This window comes from Clostridioides sp. ZZV14-6154 (assembly GCF_020657785.1).
Taxonomy (GTDB): domain Bacteria; phylum Bacillota; class Clostridia; order Peptostreptococcales; family Peptostreptococcaceae; genus Clostridioides.
The window spans coordinates 104,088-123,625 of record NZ_JAGWCY010000005.1 but is presented as its reverse complement, the minus strand read 5'-3'; the positions used below and the strand labels follow the sequence as shown (position 1 = coordinate 123,625).

Annotated in this window: 17 protein-coding genes; 15 read left to right on the top strand and 2 right to left on the bottom strand. The window is 28.4% G+C overall.

Annotated features, from left to right (window positions below; translation table 11 throughout):
• Positions 1–147 precede the first annotated feature (147 nt).
• Positions 148–612 carry a MarR family transcriptional regulator gene (locus KGF45_RS12420; RefSeq protein WP_227842655.1) on the bottom strand — a complete coding sequence of 155 codons (465 nt, stop codon included), beginning with the start codon at positions 610–612 and terminating at the stop codon, positions 148–150.
• 194 nt (positions 613–806) lie between these two features.
• On the opposite strand from KGF45_RS12420, the gene KGF45_RS12415 reads away from it, so the two are divergent.
• Positions 807–1,688, top strand: a complete 882-nt coding sequence (locus KGF45_RS12415; RefSeq protein WP_227842654.1) for a hypothetical protein — start codon at positions 807–809, stop codon at positions 1,686–1,688.
• Positions 1,689–1,856: 168 nt separating this feature from the next.
• Here KGF45_RS12415 and KGF45_RS12410 read toward each other — a convergent pair whose 3' ends face one another.
• Complete coding sequence (locus KGF45_RS12410; protein ID WP_227842653.1) at positions 1,857–2,690, bottom strand: serine aminopeptidase domain-containing protein; 834 nt, start codon at positions 2,688–2,690, stop codon at positions 1,857–1,859.
• A gap of 582 nt (positions 2,691–3,272) precedes the next feature.
• Here KGF45_RS12410 and KGF45_RS12405 point away from each other — a divergent pair.
• The 14 genes from KGF45_RS12405 (at position 3,273) to purD (ending at position 19,517) form a co-directional block, all read left to right on the top strand.
• Complete coding sequence (locus KGF45_RS12405) at positions 3,273–5,516, top strand: GGDEF domain-containing protein (RefSeq protein WP_227842652.1); 2,244 nt, start codon at positions 3,273–3,275, stop codon at positions 5,514–5,516.
• A 435-nt stretch (positions 5,517–5,951) separates the two neighbouring features.
• Positions 5,952–7,982: a BglG family transcription antiterminator gene (locus tag KGF45_RS12400; RefSeq protein WP_227842651.1), complete on the top strand. Its 2,031-nt coding sequence runs from the start codon at positions 5,952–5,954 to the stop codon at positions 7,980–7,982.
• The gene (locus KGF45_RS12395) at positions 7,979–8,431 is read left to right on the top strand and encodes a fructose PTS transporter subunit IIA (RefSeq protein WP_227827809.1); all 453 of its coding nucleotides are present in this window, start codon (positions 7,979–7,981) and stop codon (positions 8,429–8,431) included. Before KGF45_RS12400 ends, KGF45_RS12395 begins: the two co-directional genes overlap by 4 nt.
• Position 8,432: 1 nt before the next feature.
• Positions 8,433–9,488: a PTS fructose transporter subunit EIIC gene (locus tag KGF45_RS12390; protein WP_227827808.1), complete on the top strand. Its 1,056-nt coding sequence runs from the start codon at positions 8,433–8,435 to the stop codon at positions 9,486–9,488.
• A gap of 78 nt (positions 9,489–9,566) precedes the next feature.
• Complete coding sequence (locus KGF45_RS12385) at positions 9,567–9,875, top strand: PTS fructose-like transporter subunit IIB (protein WP_227827807.1); 309 nt, start codon at positions 9,567–9,569, stop codon at positions 9,873–9,875.
• Positions 9,876–9,979: 104 nt separating this feature from the next.
• Entirely contained in the window at positions 9,980–11,245 is a 1,266-nt protein-coding gene (locus KGF45_RS12380) for a class II D-tagatose-bisphosphate aldolase non-catalytic subunit (protein WP_227827806.1), read from the top strand.
• An 87-nt stretch (positions 11,246–11,332) separates the two neighbouring features.
• The gene (locus KGF45_RS12375; RefSeq protein ID WP_227827805.1) at positions 11,333–12,043 is read left to right on the top strand and encodes an HAD family hydrolase; all 711 of its coding nucleotides are present in this window, start codon (positions 11,333–11,335) and stop codon (positions 12,041–12,043) included.
• A gap of 471 nt (positions 12,044–12,514) precedes the next feature.
• Positions 12,515–12,991 (top strand): 5-(carboxyamino)imidazole ribonucleotide mutase, encoded by a 477-nt coding sequence (gene purE / locus KGF45_RS12370; RefSeq protein ID WP_227827804.1) that lies wholly within the window; start codon positions 12,515–12,517, stop codon positions 12,989–12,991.
• A gap of 5 nt (positions 12,992–12,996) precedes the next feature.
• Positions 12,997–13,695: a phosphoribosylaminoimidazolesuccinocarboxamide synthase gene (gene purC, locus KGF45_RS12365; protein WP_227452069.1), complete on the top strand. Its 699-nt coding sequence runs from the start codon at positions 12,997–12,999 to the stop codon at positions 13,693–13,695.
• 11 nt (positions 13,696–13,706) lie between these two features.
• Positions 13,707–15,074 (top strand): amidophosphoribosyltransferase, encoded by a 1,368-nt coding sequence (gene purF / locus KGF45_RS12360; protein ID WP_227827803.1) that lies wholly within the window; start codon positions 13,707–13,709, stop codon positions 15,072–15,074.
• Positions 15,068–16,144, top strand: coding sequence for a phosphoribosylformylglycinamidine cyclo-ligase (purM, locus tag KGF45_RS12355; RefSeq protein ID WP_227839325.1), 1,077 nt, complete (start codon positions 15,068–15,070; stop codon positions 16,142–16,144). Before purF ends, purM begins: the two co-directional genes overlap by 7 nt.
• The gene (purN, locus tag KGF45_RS12350; RefSeq protein WP_227842650.1) at positions 16,138–16,731 is read left to right on the top strand and encodes a phosphoribosylglycinamide formyltransferase; all 594 of its coding nucleotides are present in this window, start codon (positions 16,138–16,140) and stop codon (positions 16,729–16,731) included. The genes purM and purN overlap by 7 nt, the downstream gene beginning before the upstream one ends.
• Entirely contained in the window at positions 16,724–18,256 is a 1,533-nt protein-coding gene (purH, locus tag KGF45_RS12345; RefSeq protein ID WP_227842649.1) for a bifunctional phosphoribosylaminoimidazolecarboxamide formyltransferase/IMP cyclohydrolase, read from the top strand. Before purN ends, purH begins: the two co-directional genes overlap by 8 nt.
• Before the next feature lie 10 nt (positions 18,257–18,266).
• Positions 18,267–19,517, top strand: coding sequence for a phosphoribosylamine--glycine ligase (gene purD / locus KGF45_RS12340; RefSeq protein WP_227827800.1), 1,251 nt, complete (start codon positions 18,267–18,269; stop codon positions 19,515–19,517).
• The last annotated feature ends 21 nt before the right edge of the window (positions 19,518–19,538 follow it).

Here is a 19,538-nt window from a genome sequence, read left to right as displayed (position 1 = left end):
TTTTCTGTCCATTTTTTACGTGTTTTCATACATATCATGCTGTATAACTATTCTTTTAGGTTATATTTATGTTTTTAACGGAATGCGTAAAATTCAAAGTCATAATATATCTTAGTTGAGCTAGACTTTGTGCTATAAATAATTATTTTACTCATAATGTTTTTCTTCTCTTTCAACTCCTGTATATAGTTTTGTAATCATTTGATAAAACAGACTGATTTCTTCATTTGAATAATCTTGAAATATATTGTTTAATTTCTCAGTATGGAGTTCCTGTACTTTTTGTGAATATTCATCTGCTTTTTTTGTTAATACAATAGAAGTATTTCTTTTATTATTGGGTTCATGCTCAATAGCTATAAATCCTTTGCTTTCAAGAGAAACAGCTAGTTTTTTTATATTTTGACGTGAAGACCCTAAGAGTTTTCCAAGATAAGTAAAAGTAGTTTTTTCATCAGCATGCTTTACCATTGTAAGAAGCATAAATTGTTTTAAAGTAAGATGTTCATCTGCTTTATCAAAAATAGTTTGTAATCGGTTTTGTAAAATAAATATGCTTGCAAAAATACCTCGAACTTCATTATTTCTTTCACCACTAAAATTTTTAATCATATTTTTAATTTGCATAAGATATTCCTTTCATGTGAAATCTACTATTTACATTATAGTAATAAGTTGCTATAGTGTAAATAGTAACTTATTACTATAATTTACACAAGGTATTTTTCAGTTGACTTAACTAACAACACTCAGAATCTTTAAATACTTTACCTTAGGGAGGAAATCAAATGATAAAGAAAAAACAAATGACCTGGCTAAATATTTCAGCAACCATTATATTCATACTATTGCTAATCATTACAGTTTGTGGAATATTTTCATTCTCTATAGATAATAAATATGAGGCAATAAACCTATATGGGCAAGTTATTGAGATGTATGGTACAGGTATCTATCAATATGACTCATATTTCAAGGCACCTATATTGATAGGTTCAGACTTAGTAATGTTTTTAATTGTTGTTCCAGTTATTGGTTCATACATATTTCGTGATATAGATACAGTAGAACAAAAAACAAATTTTCTCACAATTCTAGGTATCGTTTTGTATTATGCTTTTAGTATTTCGTTTGGTGTTGCACATAATCAGTTACAACTAGTATATATTTTGTTAACTTCAATTTCATTTTTCACTCTATTTATTTTACTGATGGATATTTATGGAATATCACTTTGCTATAACTGTTCTTTCCATTTAAGAAAGGTAGAATACATGTTTTTGATATTAGCAGGTACTTCAAATATTGTTGCATGGTTACCAGATGTATTACATTCATTATTTACAAGTAGTACACTTGAGAGAATAGAAATGTATACTACAGAAATTACTTATGTGCTTGATATGGGAATTATTAGCCCTTTGGTTTTTATTATTATTTATCTATTAATAAAAAAGAAAAGCTATATTTCATTAGTTTTATATAGAATGATATTAGTAACATTAAAAGTTATTGGGGTAATGCTTCCAATACAAACTCTTGTACAGCTACGAGCAGGCATTTATATTCCAATTCCTGAATTGGTTACGAAAGTTGCTATTTTTGTGACACTTGCGATAATCTCTATCTATTTTGATAAGTTAAATAAAAAAAGAATTATAGTGATTCTGTCAAATAATAATTTTTAGTTTCACAGGATGCAAGCTCAAAACAAGTAGAATATATCATGGTAGATTGTTTTTATCATATGAATTTTAAAAGGTAGATGTCGTAATGACTTATACCTCTTACTCAGTTTACTTTATTATATATTAATCATTAAACTTGAATTTTATGTTTAGTATTTTTGTTGTATTCTATTGATTTTCTATAAACCACTCATATACTGTCTGACAAAACTTTTCACTATTTAAATAGTAGCTATTATGAACATCATCAATTTCAACAAGCTTCTTTTTACAGCTCAACGAATTATAATAGCTATCAAAATACTTAGGTTTGAAATATCTGTCATGAAGCGTTTTAAAAACAAGTGTTGGAATATTAACTCCATTTTTTATTACACTATCTTGTGCGACAAAACATTCTAACATTGTATTCATTACCTTTGTGCTATTTTTCCAAATATTAGGGTTGTCTTGCTCAATCATTTTGTAAAACGCATTATCATGGGCTTCATTATAACCTTCATATTTAGGTGGTTTTACTGTTATATGAAAATTAGGAAGGAGTTTGAGGAAAAAGTTTAATAATTTAACAGTGGGATAAGAATAACCTACCCCTGACGTATTTTTATAATCAACACAGGCAAACTGGGCAAAACTTTTTAACTTATTACTTGTACATGCATAATACTGTGCAAACATGCCACCAATACCTGCATTTCCGTATAGATGTATGTTGGAAGAATAATTCTTTTCTATATACGCAATGACAGAGTCTAAGTCTTTTACAATTGAATTACGTGAAAAATCTTTTTCATTACCACCGCTTTTACCTGTTCCTGAAAAATCAAAGGCAAAGACATTTACATCATATTGCGAAAGAGGTTCGTATGCTAACTGTAAATCAAGCGTAGTTACAATAGGAGTATGTGTAACAATAATATTCGTAGATGATTTTCCACTAATGAATGAATTACAAAAAATCACTGTATTTCCGTTTGGTATTTTTATATGTTGCCAACTCACTTACTTTTCCTCTCTTTCATATGTAAAATATTAGAATAATAAAATTATAAATTATTTATTGGTCATATTTTATCACAGTTACATATTAAAGTCATTTATTTTTTAGTTGTATTATAATATTAATAATAAAGCAGTATATTAGAATGAAATTTATATAGTGAAATTCATATAATAAAATTTATTTTCAGGATAATTAAAAACTACCTTTTAATTTTAGATTAAAATCTTGATATTTTTACAAAGGTAGTAGAGCAAAGAATAGTCTCTGTACATTATGATAAGCTATTGTTTTACTATTGTTGATATTAAGGATATAGAATTTGTTAGTATTGAATAAATAGAAATATAAATTTAGATTATGAATTTTATTTTTAAACAATATTCTACAATAATATAATAGAAAATATTACATAAATAAAATGAATAAAGAGATTATCCGTGAATTATTATTGGAATATAAAGGAGTTTTGTTGAATATTGGTAAATAGAATATTATAATATAGTGTGGATAGATTTTTAGTAATAAAATTTGTAGAGTTAGTATTTATACTAAAAATGGACTTATAATTTGGAGGACAAAAAATGAAATTATCAAGGTACGAAAAAAACAATATGGTTTTGTCTATAATTTTATGTGCACTTATTATTTCAATTCTTGTAATTACTGTTTTTACTACTGTAAAACTGTACAACATATCTAATAAGCAAACTAAAAACTATTTAAACGATGTATCTACACAAATTGTATCAAATGTTGACAATCAAATTGAGTTTATTTTGTCTGATTTAAGACTAATGGCAGATTTTATTAAACAATATGAAGGCGATAGTCGATATGATTACTTAGCAAAAAGAAAAACTAGTTATGAATATTCTGATATTGGGATAATTGATTTAAAAGGTGAAGCAGAGTTTTTAAGTGGAAAAAAATTGGACTTAGAGAATACTGTTTCATATAAAAAGGGAATAGAAGGTAAAGAATATACAGAACTTATAGAGTCACTAGACGTTGTACTCTACAGTGTACCTATATTTGATGATAAACATGAGGTATCTAGTATTTTAGTCGGCGTTTCTCAAAAAGAAAGTGTGAATAATATTCTTAGTATTGACAGTTTTAATGGAGAAGGAACTATTGAAATTGTTAATACTAAGGGGAAACCTCTCTTTATAGGTAAAAATAGTGAGTTGATAAAGGATATTAGTCATAAATATAGAGGTGCTATAAATGAGCATTGGGTTCCCAAAATGATGGATGACTTTAAGAGTGAAGAATCAGGAGAAATTATAATAACTTCATCAAAAAATGTAAAGTGTTTGCTAACTTATCATCCAGTAACAAAAGATTTAAATGATTGGTATTTTGTTCTTATAGTGCCTGAAGAAGCTGTTTTAGGTGAATTGAATAAATTAAACATTTTTACAATAATAATGACATTTATAATTATTTTTATTATTGGAATTATAACATGGATTTTATATACTATTAGAAGAAAATATATAAAACAAATCGAAGATATTGCTTATTTAGATAATATAACAAATGGTATTAATTCAACAAAATTTAGTATGTTAATAAAACCTTTAATTTCTAAATCTCCTGATAGCACCTACATGATGATAGCAATAAACATAAAAGATTTTAAGCTAATAAATGATTGTTTTGGTAGTGAAAAAGGAAATAATGCACTTAAATATATTTATAATGTATTGGAAAAGAATATTATTAATGATGAAGAGTTTGTATGTCGTCATGATGCAGACTTATTCTATCTATTTATAAAGAATCGAGCAGTATTAGAAGTTTTAGAATTATTGTATAAAATAGAAAATGAGATTAATTATTTTAATAAAGACAAAGAAAACCCATACTTTTTAAGAATATCAGTAGGTATTTACACTATTGAAAATCATAATGAAGATTTAATAACAATACAAGACCATGTAAATACAGCAAGAAAAAGTTTTAATAAAACTCATAAAAGTGATTTTAATTTTTATAGCGATATAGAAAAAAATAGATTGATATTTGAAAAGGAATTATCAAATTTAATGGAAAAGGGTCTTGCAGATAAAGAATTTTTTATATGCTTACAACCAAAGGTTGATATAAAAACTGGAAAAATTAGAGGTGCGGAGTCTCTTGTTCGTTGGAATAGTGTAGAAAAAGGAATGATTTATCCAAGTGATTTTGTTCCTCTTTTTGAAAAAAACGGATTTATATGTGAATTAGACTTGTATGTGCTTGAAGAAACATGTAAATTGATTTCTAAATGGATAAAAGAATGTAAAGAGTTATTAATAATTTCTGTTAATGTATCAAGGCAACATTTAAAGGATAAATTATTCTTAGAAAAATATGAGATGATATGTAATAAATATAATGTGCCTACATGGCTAATAGACTTAGAACTTACTGAATCTATTTTTTTAGAAAGCCCAGAAGCTATTGATGTAATAGATGATATTCATAGTAAAGGTTTTAAATGTTCTATAGATGATTTTGGATTTGGATATTCATCATTAGGAATATTAAAGGATTTTAAAGTTGAGATAATTAAATTAGATCGTTCATTTTTTGTGAATAAAAATGATATAGAACGTGGTAAAATTGTTGTAGAATCTGTTATTGAACTTAGTAGAAGGCTTGGCATGAAAGTAATTGCTGAAGGTATTGAAGAAGTTGAACAAGTACATTTCTTAAGAAGTATTGGATGTGATTATGTTCAGGGTTATGTTTTCTCAAAGCCATTATCAATATCTGAGTTTGAAGAATTCACATATAATGATAATAAAATAAAAAATTTGAAAATATCTAATGATTAGAGTTCTAAAATAAAATATTTAGGCAAGTTATATAATTTAAATATATAGCTTGCCTTTTTTACTTGTATGGTTAAATATTCAGATATAGTTTTACTTTTAAGTAAAACCTTTAACTATTTAACTATTGACCATATAGTTATAGATGTATAGTAGTTATCAATAAAGCGTTGAAAATACTATGTAATATTAAAATGTATTGTAATCAGTAGATGATATAAAGTTTTAAATATAAATATTATATTTTTTGATAAAAATATGTCTACAGATTTTGTAAAAACAATTTTCAAATATTGTAAGTTGTAGTTAAAGCTTTATTGTATTATTCTGAATATAGAAAGATAGTTACTATTTTTAGACATAAAAAAACTAAAATATACAGAATAACATAAAATTTGCAGTATTAATAACTCTAATTATTTTGAAAGGAGGGAAAATATGATAAGTGGAAGAATGTTACTCATTATGAATTTTCTAAAGGAAAAAGAGAAGACAAGTTATAGGGAGATTAGCCAACAACTAAGTATAGAAGAAAGAAAAATTAGATATGACATAAATAATTTAAATATTGTTTTACAGTCACTAAAGAAACCATTAATACAAAAGATAAATAAAGGTGTATTAATTATTCCTAAAGATTTCCAAGTAGTATATATAGATAATAATGACTATGTATTTTCTTTAACTGAGAGAGTATCTATTATGAAAATTATATCAATGTTTAAAATAGATAAGCTAAATTTAGAAAAGTTGAGCAAAGAATTCCAGGTTTCTAGAAGTTCAATTAAAAACGACCTTAATGTTTTATCAAATGAATTAGAAAGAAACAAAATAACTATTACATATGATAAGACTTTCAAAATAAGTGGAGATGAAAACACTATATATAAACAAAGATTAAGTATATTAAAATCATATTCTTACCTATTTGGTAAAGAAAAGTCTGATTTAAGTGTGTTTGAGCAGTATTTAGTGAAAATTATTGAACAAATATTCAAAGGAATTTGTTTGAATGATATATATAACTGGTCAACAGATTTACTTTCCCAAATGGATTGGACTTTAAACGATGAATCTTTTATGTGGTATGTTTCAAATATTTTTCTTTTTACATGGTACATACATTCAGATGAAAAACATCCTTTAGAATCTTCTTCATTAAGTGAGCCGTATTTTGAAAATAAGTTTGACCAAGAATTTGAACAAATCATTCAAAAGAAATTGACCAAAGAACAAATTTTATTGTTAAAAAGTTTTGTGTTTTTTACAAATAAATATGCAAGTTTAAATGAAGATATGGATTTGATTAGTACAGAAATAATAGTTCAAGATTTAATTTACAATATGTCAGAAATACTAAGTGTTGATTTCAAAGAAGATATGATTCTTTATAAAGGTTTGCTTAATCATATTGCTCCATTAATAGAAAGAATCAAACAAAACATACAAATCTATGAAGAACTATTCCATGTTATACCAGATAAATATCAATATGTACTTGAAGCTACTAAGGTTTCTATACAAAAGAATAGGATGTTAAATCAAATAAGAAATGAAAATGAAATAATACTTTTAGCAATACACTTTTTAGGAAGTGTACAAAGAAACGAGAGAAATAATTATAAAAATATATTATTAGTTTGTGGATTTGGATATGGTGTAATTGCTATGTTAAAAGATACTCTAATAAATGATTATCAAATAAATATATTGGACAGTATTCCAGCATATAAATTGCAAGATTATAAGGACTGGGAAAATATCGATTTCATTATAACAACATCAAAGATAGCTACAACTTTACCCAAAGTAGTTATTGAGATTAATCCATTTTTACAAGAAAACGATTATCTAAAACTTGAAGAAAAAGGAATAAAAAGAAAGAATGTCCTGACTAATTATATATCAATTAAAAAAAGGCTAGATTTCTTAGAAGAAGATGCTCAAAAAAGAGTGTTGAGTATCATATGGCAAGAGCTCGGATATAGTGATGAAAGGATATTATCTAGACAACTTAAATTAAGTGATTTAATAGGGGCTGATACTATCAACATAATTGATAAAGAAGTGAAGTGGGAAGATGCTGTTAAAATTAGTTCAAATATACTTGCTGATTGTGATTTTGTATCAACACAATATGCTGAGAATATTATAGATATTTTGAAAAATGTAGGTTTTTATGCTGTAAAAGATGAAGAGTTTGCTTTATTACATGGGAATGATAGTTCATTAGTTAAAGTGAGTTCAATAAGTTTACTAATATGTAAAGAGCCAATTAGTTTTGGTGATAAAAAGGTTAAAGTTATATTTTGTCTAGCAAGTAGAGATAAAAAAGAGCAAATTCCAGCAATAATTAATTTAACTAAAATGGTTTATAAGACTAATTTTATTAGTATGTTAGAAAGTGCAAGGACAAAAGAAGAAGCAGAAGGTTTAATTCATAAATATGAGGAGGAGGTCACTGTATGAGTAAATTAGTCAATGTAAAATGCTCATTCAAAATGAAAGCAGATTCAAAAGAAGAAGCTATTACATCATTAGTGGATGTAGTATCAAAAGAGGGGTATTTAAGAGATAAAAATCAATTTTTAGAAGATGTTTTAAAAAGAGAGGAAACATTATCAACATATATTGGGCATGGTATAGGTCTACCTCATAGTCAAAGTATAGGGGTCAAAGATTCTTGTATTACAATTGGAAAGCTTGATGTTCCTATTGAATGGACAGAAGAAGGTGAAAAAGTAGATTTGATATTTTTAATATCAGTAACAAAAGATAATGAGAATAATCTTCATTTAAAGATTTTATCAAAACTGGCACGTTTATTGATGCATGAGAGTTTTAGAAATCAAATTAGAGAGTCAGATGAACAGACAGTTTATAATCTTATAAAAGAAAAGATAGGGGAGGAAGATTAAAGTGAGGATTTTAAAGTTTTTACAAAAACATCTTATGACAGCAACATCATATATGATTCCATTTGTAGTTGCTGGGGGAATATTATTTGCTTTGTCAGTAACATTAAGTGGGCAAGCTGCTGTTCCTGAAACTGGATGGTTAGCTAAACTAAATCAAATTGGTGCTGCAGGTCTAGCTTTGTTTATCCCAATATTAGGTGGATATATAGCATTTAGTATGGCAGATAAACCAGGGCTAGCACCAGGTATGATAGGTGCATATTTAGCAAAAGAAGTAAATGCTGGTTTTATAGGTGGTATTATAGCAGGATTTATAGCAGGATTTGTTGTCTTACAACTAAAGAAAATAAAATTAGCTCCTACAATGAGAACTCTAGGTTCCATATTTATTTATCCTTTGCTTGGTACATTGATTACAGGTGGCATAATTGTATTTTTAATTGGAGAACCTATAGCTTCTTTTATGGCATGGATGACGAACTGGCTAAATGGAATGTCTGGTGTTTCAAAGATTCCTTTAGGGGGTATTTTGGGAGGAATGATAGCTTCTGATATGGGTGGCCCTATAAATAAAGTTGCTGCGACTTTTGCTCAAACACAAGTTGATACACTTCCATACTTAATGGGAGGGGTTGGCGTTGCGATTTGTATACCTCCAATTGGATTAGGGTTAGCAACATTATTATTCCCAAAAAAATTTAGTAAAGAAGAAAGAGATTCAGGAAAAGCATCACTTCTAATGGGGTGTGTTGGAATCACGGAAGGAGCTATTCCATTTGCAACAGCGGACCCTGTTAGAGTAATTCCTTGTATTATGGCTGGTTCAATTATTGGAAACATTATGGCTTTTTTATTAGGATGTTTAAATCATGCTCCTTGGGGAGGCTTGATAGTACTTCCAGTTGTTGATAACAGGTTGGGTTATATAGCATCTGTACTAACTGGAGCAGTTGTTGTCGCAATCTTGATGAAATTAGTAAAGAAAAATGTAAAGGAAGATGAAGAAATTGAAGAAGATATAGATGATTCTATTGAATTGATATTCGAAGAATTATAGATATATGAAATAATAAATTAGCTTATATAAAATTTTAAAAAAAGCATGTAGAACTATAAACTTAAAGGAGATGAAGATATGAAAATTGTAGCAGTAACATCTTGCCCTAGTGGAGTAGCACATACTTATATGTCAGCTGAATCACTTGAATTATCAGCAAAAAAATTTGGAATAGAAATAAAGGTTGAAACTCAAGGAAGTTCTGGAATAGATAATGAGTTGTCACCTAAGGAAATTGAAGAAGCAGCCTGTGTGATATTAACTAACGATGTTGAGATTAGAAATATGGAGCGTTTTAAAGGAAAGAAAGTAGTAAGAATGAGTGTGTCTGACATTATTAAAAAATCTGATGCATTAATTAAGAAAATAAAAGATACTTTTCAATAAAGTTTGATTTATTTTACATATAACATAAAGATGTTTTTATTGAAGATTTTATTAAAAATATCTTTAAAAACATCTTAAAAAATAGAATAAAAGGAGATATAGTAATGAAAAAATTACCAATAAAAACTGTCGTACAACGATTACTAGACTTACAAGAAGAGGGGAAAAGTGCAACACTTTTAGGGATTGGTCCTATGTCACCTAATTTGTTACAAGCGAGTTTTGAATTAGCGAAAGATGATGATTTTCCTTTAATGTTTATTGCCAGTAGAAATCAAGTAGATGCAGATGAGCTAGGTGGAGGCTATGTAAATGGTTGGAATCAAGAAACTTTCACAAGAGATATTAAGAGAATAGCTGATAAAGTTGGATTTGATGGTTTATATTACTTATGCAGAGACCATGGAGGGCCATGGCAAAGAGATAAAGAAAGAAATGACCATTTACCTGTTGACAAAGCTATGGAATTAGGAAAAAAATCTTATTTAGCTGATATTGAGGCAGGTTTTGATTTACTAATGATTGACCCTACAAAAGATCCATTTGAAATGGGGAAAGTGATTCCATTGGATATAGTCTTAGAACGAACTGTAGAATTAATTGAATATTGCGAAAAAGAAAGAAAAAGACTTAATTTTCCAGAGATAGGATATGAAGTTGGGACAGAGGAAACAAATGGAGGATTAACTTCAACTGAGACATATGAAACATTTATAACTAGATTAAAAGTTGAACTTGAAAAGAGAGATTTACCAATGCCAACATTTATAGTTGGTCAGACAGGGACTCTAACTAGAAAAACAGAACAAGTAGGAACTTTTAATTTTAAGAATGCTTATGATTTAGCTCAAATGGCTAAAAAGTATGGAGTTGGTTTAAAAGAACATAATGGAGATTATTTGGATGATGTGACTTTATTAGAGCATATACCATCTCAAATTATTGCGACAAATGTTGCTCCTCAATATGGTACTGAAGAGACTAGAGCATACTTAAAGCTAGCAGAAGTTGAAAGAAAACTAAAGGAAGAAGGATTAATTGAAAAAACTTCAAATATTAGACATGTTCTTCTTGTAGATGCTATTGAATGTGGACGTTGGAGAAAATGGGTAATGGGAGAACAAAAAAGTTTAACTACTGAAGAAATATTTAAGGATGAAGTACTATCTAATGAGATATTAGATATTGCAGGTCACTATACATTCAATAATGATGATGTTAAAAGAGAGATAGAAGTGCTTTATAGTAATTTAAGCAAAAATAACATTGATGGTCAAAGATTTGTTGTAGACCATATTAAGCGTCCTTTACGTGATTATGCAGAATGTTATAATCTAAAGGGTGTAACTACTAGAATTTTAAATAAATAATAGGACTTATAGTGGTAAGTATTGTTATACTAGGTATTTATAGTTATAATTATATTTACCACTATTAAATTTTGGAGGACTAATATTTTGATTAATTTAATTTTTGATGTAGATGATACTTTATACAATCAGTTAACACCTTTTTATATTGCATATGATAAAGTGTTTTCTTCAATAAAGAATGTTTCTGTTAAGGATTTATATATAAGTAGCAGAAAGTATAGTGATGAGGTATTTCATTTGACTGAGAGTGGAGAGATGCCAATTGAAAAAATGCATGTGTATAGAATAATGAAAGCTTTTGAAGAATTAGGAAATGCCATTACAGAAAAAGATGCTCAAAATTTTCAAGATGAGTATATATATCAGCAATCACAAATAACTTTAATACCAGAAATGGAGCAAGTTTTAAATTTTGCTAAAGAAAAAAATATTAATATGGGAATTATAACTAATGGACCATCTTCTCATCAAAGAATGAAATTAAAGCAATTAAATATTGAAAAGTGGGTTGATGAAGAGAATATTTTTATTTCTAGTGAAGTTGGTTTTTCTAAGCCAGATATTAATATTTTTAGATTGGCTGAGAAATTTATGAATTTAGATAAGGCAAATACATATTATGTAGGTGACTCTTACAAAAATGATGTAGTAGGTTCTAAAAAAGCTGGATGGAAGAGTATCTGGATGAATCATAGGAAACATAGGGTAGAGGAGTTGGTTTATAAACCTGACTTTATAATTTTGGATTATCAAGAAATACCATTATTGTACAAAAAATTATTTAAAGATATTTAACTATTAATAAGATATAAATTGATTGGTAAAATAAAATTAAAAACTAGATATTTTGTAAGTCAACAACTATAAAATTGTATATCCATGAATAAGGAAGATGATTTATGATAATCAACTTCCTTTTTTAGTATAGATTTTAATTTAAATATCTTATAGAAGTGAGTATCTTACTGAATTATGAATATTATAATTTAAAAAATATTATGTAAGTTTACTCTAAATTATATAAAATATATTTATTTATCAAAAAATAATAAATAAATGAAAAGTAATTTTGTTAGGTATCAAAAAAAGTAAATAAAGTTCGCGATGGGACGAATAAAAAAAATACAAGGAATATTTTTTTTAAAAAATTTCAAAAAAGAGTTGATAATATATGTATATTAATATAAAATTTAAGATGTATAATTCGTATAATAATGCGAATGATTTAAAGTTTAAAATAACTTATAAACGGAGAGGGGAAGTCTAATGAAAGTAGCAGTAGTTATGGGTTCAAAATCAGATTATCCAAAATTAGAAGAAGGGATAAAACTGCTTGAAAAATACGGAATAGAAGTTGTAGCAAGAGCATTATCTGCTCATAGAACACCAGAACAACTTTCAATATTCCTAAGAGAAATAGAAGATGATACAGATGTAATAATAGCAGCAGCAGGAAAAGCAGCACATCTACCAGGTGTAATAGCTTCACAAACTCTAATTCCAGTAATAGGATTGCCTATTAAATCATCAACTATGGATGGATTAGACTCACTTTTATCAATAGTTCAAATGCCAAAAGGAATACCAGTTGCAACAGTTACAATAGATTTAGGTTTAAATGCAGCTTTATTGGCATTACAAATAATGACTCTAAAATACCCAAAATTAAAAGAAGATTTGAAATCATATAGAGAAGAAATGGCACAAAAGGTGCTAGAAGACGACAAGAATTTAAGGGGGTAACAGAAATGTTATTATATGAAGGAAAAGCAAAACAAGTATATTCTACAGATAATGAAAATGAATATGTTGTTTATTATAAAGATGATGCAACAGCATTTAATGGAGAAAAAAAAGCAGAAATATCTTCAAAAGGTATACTAAATAATAAGATATCAACAATAATCTTTGAAATGTTAAAAGAAAATAATATAAATACACACTTTATAAAAAGTTTATCGGATAGAGAAATGTTAGTTAAGAAAGTAGAAATTTTACCATTAGAAGTGATAGTAAGAAATATCGCTGCTGGTTCTATTTGCAAAAGAGTTGGTCTTGAAGAAGGTGTAGTTTTCGATGAGCCAATCTTTGAAATAAGCTATAAAAATGATGATTATGGTGACCCAATGCTAAATGACGATTATGCAGTGGCAATGAAATTAGCAACTAGAGAAGAATTAAAATTCTTAAGAGAAGAAACTCTAAAAATAAATGAATTGCTAAAAGCATTCTTCTTAAAATTAAACCTAAAGTTAGTTGACTTTAAAATAGAATTTGGTAAAGATTCAGAAGGAAACATAATATTGGCAGATGAAGTATCACCAGACACTTGTAGACTTTGGGATGTAAACACAAATGAAAAATTAGACAAAGACAGATTTAGAAGAGACCTTGGAGACCTTGTAGAAGGTTATACGGAAGTACTTTCGAGAATGAATAATAAATAGGAGGCAAATGTATGTGTGGAGTTTTAGGGATTTACTCTAATAAAGATGTAACTAAAGAACTATATTATTCTTTATATTCTATGCAACACAGAGGGCAGGAAAGCTGTGGTTTAGCTCTTTTAGATGATGGAGAAATTAAGTACAAAAAAGATATGGGATTAGTTGGAGATGTTTTTAAGGAAAGTGAATTATCTAAGTTAAAAGGAAATATAGGTATTGGACATGTTAGATATTCAACAGCTGGAGGAAGTCATGTTTCTAACTGTCAGCCTTTAGTTGGAAGTTGCAGAAAAAGACAATTAGCTATAGCTCATAATGGAAATCTAGTAAATGCAAATTATTTAAAAGATATGCTAGAAGAAGATGGATATATGTTCCAAACTAATTCAGATACAGAAGTAATTTTATATATACTTGCAAGATATTACAAAGGTGATATAGTAGAAAGTTTAAAAGTAACAATGGACTATATCAAAGGTGCATATGCTCTTGTAATAATGAGTCAAGATGAATTGGTTGCAGTTAGAGACCCACATGGATTTAGACCTCTTGTACTTGGTAAAAAGGGTGATGAATATATATTTGCATCAGAAAATTGTGCAATAGACATACTTGGCGGAGAAGTTGTAAGAGATGTAGAGCCAGGAGAAATAATAGTAGTTAAAGATGGTGAATTAAAATCATATTTTTATTCAGAAAATTATAAACCAGTTAAGAAAAGTTGTATATTTGAACACATATACTTTGCAAGAAATGATGCAACTATAGATAATGTAAATGCATATGAATTCAGAATTAAATGTGGGGAAAGATTAGCTCAAGATGAAAATGTAAAAGCAGATGTAGTAGTTCCAGTTCCTGATTCAGGTTGGCCAGGGGCTATTGGTTATGCAAATGCTAGTGGATTAAAAATAAGTGAAGGTCTAGTTAAAAATAGATATGTAGGAAGAACATTTATAAAACCTACACAAGAGGAAAGAGAGATAGCTGTAAAAATAAAATTAAATCCTCTTTCAACAGTAATAAAAGGAAAATCTATAATTTTAGTAGATGATTCAATAGTAAGAGGAACTACATCTAAACAGTTAGTAAAATCTTTAAGAGAAGCGGGAGCAAAAGAAATTCATCTTAGAATAACATCTCCTCCAGTCGCTTACTCTTGTTATTATGGAATAGATACTCCAAATCGCTCTAAGTTAATTGCATCAAGTAACAACGTAGAAGAAATGAGAGAATATATTGGATGTGATAGTTTAAAATTCCTAGATATAGAAGGAATGTTAGATGCAGCAGAGCATAAGTCTACTTTCTGTAAAGCTTGTTTTGATGGAGAATACCCAGTTAAAAAAATTGATAAGGAGGAACTACTTTCATGTTAACATATAAAGAATCAGGTGTAGATATAGATGAAGGAAATAGAGCAGTAGACCTTATAAAAGGGAAAATTAAAGGAACTTATGATGGAAATGTAGTTGGAGATTTAGGAAACTTTAGTGGATTATACAGTTTAAAAGATTTTGTAGGAATGAAAGAACCAGTTTTGCTTGCATCTACAGATGGTGTTGGGACTAAGTTAAAAATAGCTCAAATGATGGACAAGCATGATACTGTTGGAATAGATTTAGTTGCAATGTGTGTAAATGATTTAATATGTCAAGGTGCTAAGCCATTATTTTTCCTTGATTATATAGCTCTTGGAAAATTAGTTCCTGAGCATATAGAAAAAGTAGTTGGCGGAATAGCAGACGGCTGTAAGATGTCTGGTTGTGCACTAATTGGTGGAGAAACTGCTGAAATGCCTGGAATGTATGGAGATGATGATTATGATTTAGCAGGATTCTCTGTAGGTATAGCAGACAAAGAAAAGATTGTTTCTGGAAATGATGTTAAATCAGGAGATGTATTAGTTGGTATATCTTCAAGTGGAGTACACAGTAATGGATTTTCTTTCATAAGAAAGATATTCTTAGAAACTTATGATTATAAGATGGAACAATATGTAGAAGAACTAGGAATGACAGTTGGGGAAGCACTTTTAACACCAACTAAAATATATGTTAAGTTAGCTTTAGATGTATTGGCTAAACATGATATAAAAGCTATAGCTCACATAACTGGTGGAGGGCTTATAGAAAATATAACAAGAGTTATACCTAAAGGATTAGGATTAGATATAAATAAAAAATCTTGGGAGAAACCTCCTATATTCAAAATGATAGAAGGTTTTAATGCTGTAGATGAGAGAGAACTTCATAAGAGTTTTAACATGGGTATTGGACTAGTTTTAATAGTAGATAAAGAAAATGCCAACGATGTTGTAAACTTTATAAATAATAGAGAAAATGACAATGCTTCTTATGTAGATAAAAAGTATAGTGAATTATTAGAAGATAAAGCATATATAATTGGTGAAGTAGTAGATAGTCATGAAGGTGTAGAATTATGCTAAATATAGGAGTTTTAATATCTGGTGGAGGAACAAATTTACAAGCAGTTATAGATGGTACTGAGTCTGGAAAGATAAAAGGTCAGGTTAAGGTAGTTATCTCAAGTAAGCAAGATGCTTATGGTTTAGAGAGAGCTAAAAATCATAACATAAAGGCAATTTGTGAAACTAATGAAGACAAGATAATAGAAATTCTTAAAGAAAATAAAATAGATTTAGTAGTTTTGGCTGGTTATTTAAAAATAATCAGCCCAAAGCTGGTTAATGAGTTTAGAAACAAAATGATAAACATACATCCATCATTAATTCCTTCATTTTGCGGAGCTGGATTCTATGGAGAAAGAGTCCATCAGGGAGTAATAGATTATGGGGCTAAAGTAACTGGTGCTACAGTTCATTTTGTGGATGAAGGTGCTGACACTGGACCAATAATAATGCAAGATGTAGTTAAGGTAAATCAAGATGATGATGCAAAAACACTTGCACAAAGAGTGTTAGAAGTTGAACATAGGATTTTGGAAGAGAGTTTAAGTCTTTTTTGTGAAAATAAATTAAAACTTCAAGGTAGGAGAGTGTTTATAAATGAGTAAGAGAGCTTTAATAAGTGTAACTGACAAAACAGGTGTAGTTGAATTTGCTAAAGAATTAAATAAGCTAGACTATGAAATTATATCTACAGGAAATACTTTTAAGACATTAAAAGAAAATGGAGTTAATGTAATGCAAGTTGAAGATGTTACAAACTTCCCAGAAATATTGGATGGAAGAGTAAAAACATTAAATCCATATATACATGGTGGAATACTTTACAAAAGAGACAAAGAATCTCATGTAGAAACTGTAAATGAACATAAAATACATTCAATAGATTTAGTAGCTGTAAATCTATACGATTTTGAAGGAACTTTAAAAGCTGGAAAAAGCCACGATGAAATGATAGAAAATATAGATATCGGTGGACCATCTATGATACGTTCTGCTGCTAAAAACTATAAAGATGTAATAGTAGTAGTAGATATAAAAGATTATGATTCTATAATAGAAAAATTAAAAACAGACACAATGACATTAGAAGATAGAAAAAAATTATCATATAAAGCTTTCTCAACTACAGGAAGATATGATGCTTTAATATCTAGCTATTTTGCTGGAGAAGTAGGAGATACATATCCTGACATATTAAATTTAACTTTCCAAAAAGAACAAACTTTAAGATATGGAGAAAATCCACATCAAAATGGTTTCTTATATTCACAATCAAATGCAAAAAATCCAATCTTAAATTATGAACAACTAGGTGGTAAAGAACTTTCTTTCAACAACTTAAATGATTTACATGGTTGCTTAGAAGTTATGAGAGAATTTAAAGATAGTGAAGAAGTAGTTTCAGTAGCTATAAAACATGCTAATTCATGTGGTGTAGGATTAGGAAAAGATGCTTTTGAAGCATATACAAAATGTTATGAAGCAGACAAGGTATCAATCTTTGGTGGAATAGTAGGAATAACTTCTACTATAGACAAATCTACAGCAGAGAAATTAAATGAAATATTCTTAGAAATAGTAGTAGCATATGATTTTGAACCAGAGGCATTAGAGATACTTAAACAAAAGAAAAACCTAAGAATCTTAAAATTAGCTAAGATAGAAAATAGTTTACAACCATATGAAATGAAATACTTAGATGGAAATTTATTGATACAAGATAGAAACAATATATTAGCAGAAAAAAGCGAAAATGTAACAAAAGCAAAACCAACAGATGAACAACTTAAAGATATGGAATTTGGTATGAGAGTAGTAAAAAACATGAAATCAAATGCAATTGCAATAGTAAAAAATGGTCAAACTCTAGCTTTAGGTTGTGGACAAACATCAAGAATTTGGGCATTAAAAAATGCTCTTGAAAACAATAAAGATAAAGATTTTACAGGAGCTGTTTTAGCATCAGATGCATTTTTCCCATTTGATGATTGTGTAACATTAGCTCATGAATATGGAATATCAGCAGTAGTTCAGCCAGGTGGCTCTATAAAAGATAAAGATTCAATAGAAGCTTGTGATAAGTATGATATGGTTATGGTATTTACAGGAATAAGACACTTCAAACACTAAGGAGGATATTATGAAGATATTGGTTGTAGGCGGTGGCGGAAGAGAACATGCTATATGCTGGAAATTAAGCAATGAAAAAAATGTAGAAAAAGTTTATTGTGCGCCAGGTAATGCAGGAATCGCAAATGTAGCAGAATGTGTAAATATAGGTGATACTGATGTAGAAGGACTTTTAAAGTTTGCCAAGGATAACAACATAGGTCTAACAATAGTAGGTCCAGAAGTACCACTAGTTATGGGAATAGTAGATGAATTTGAAAAAGAAGGTTTAAGAGTATTTGGACCTAATAAAAAATGTGCTCAACTTGAAGGAAGTAAAGCTTTTTCAAAAGATTTTATGATAAAGCATAACATACCTACTGCAAAATATAAAGAATATACAAACTTAGAAGAAGCTATATCAGAAATAGATAGCTTTGGGTATCCAGTAGTAATAAAAGCGGACGGATTAGCTGCTGGAAAAGGTGTTGTAATACCTGAAAATAGAGAAGATGCTATAGCAACTTTAAAAGAAATGATGTCAGATAAGAAATTTGGAACTGCTGGAGATAAAATAGTAATTGAAGAATTTTTAAAAGGTATAGAAACTTCCATCTTGGCATTTGTAGACAATGATACAATAGTTCCTATGGCAAGTGCAAAAGACCATAAAAAGGTAAACAATTATGAACAAGGACCGAACACAGGTGGAATGGGAACTTTTTCACCTAGTGAAATCTATACAGAAGAATTAGCAAATAAAGTAAAAGAAACAGTACTAGAAAAAACATTGGAAGGATTCAAAAAAGATGGACTTAACTTTAAAGGTATTTTATTTGTTGGTCTTATGATAACTGATGATGGAGAGAAAGTACTTGAATATAATGTAAGATTTGGAGACCCTGAAACACAATCTGTTTTATTTAGATTAGAAACAGATTTACATGAAATAATGGAAGCTATACTTGACAACAAGTTAAAAGACATAGAAATAAATTATAGTGATGATGAAGCTGTATGTGTTATGCTTACATCAGGAGGGTATCCAGACAGTTATGAAAAAGGAAAAGTTATAACTGGTCTTGAAAATTTGGATGATGATATAGTAGTATTCCACAGTGGTACTAAGATGCTTGATGGTAATTTAGTTACTAATGGAGGAAGAGTAATTGGTATAACTGCAAAATCAACTACAGTTAAGGATGCAGCAGAAAAAGTTTATGAAAATATAAAGAAAGTAAACTTTGAAGGGATGCACTATAGAACAGACATAGGAAGATAATTTTTCTAAAATGGAGGATAA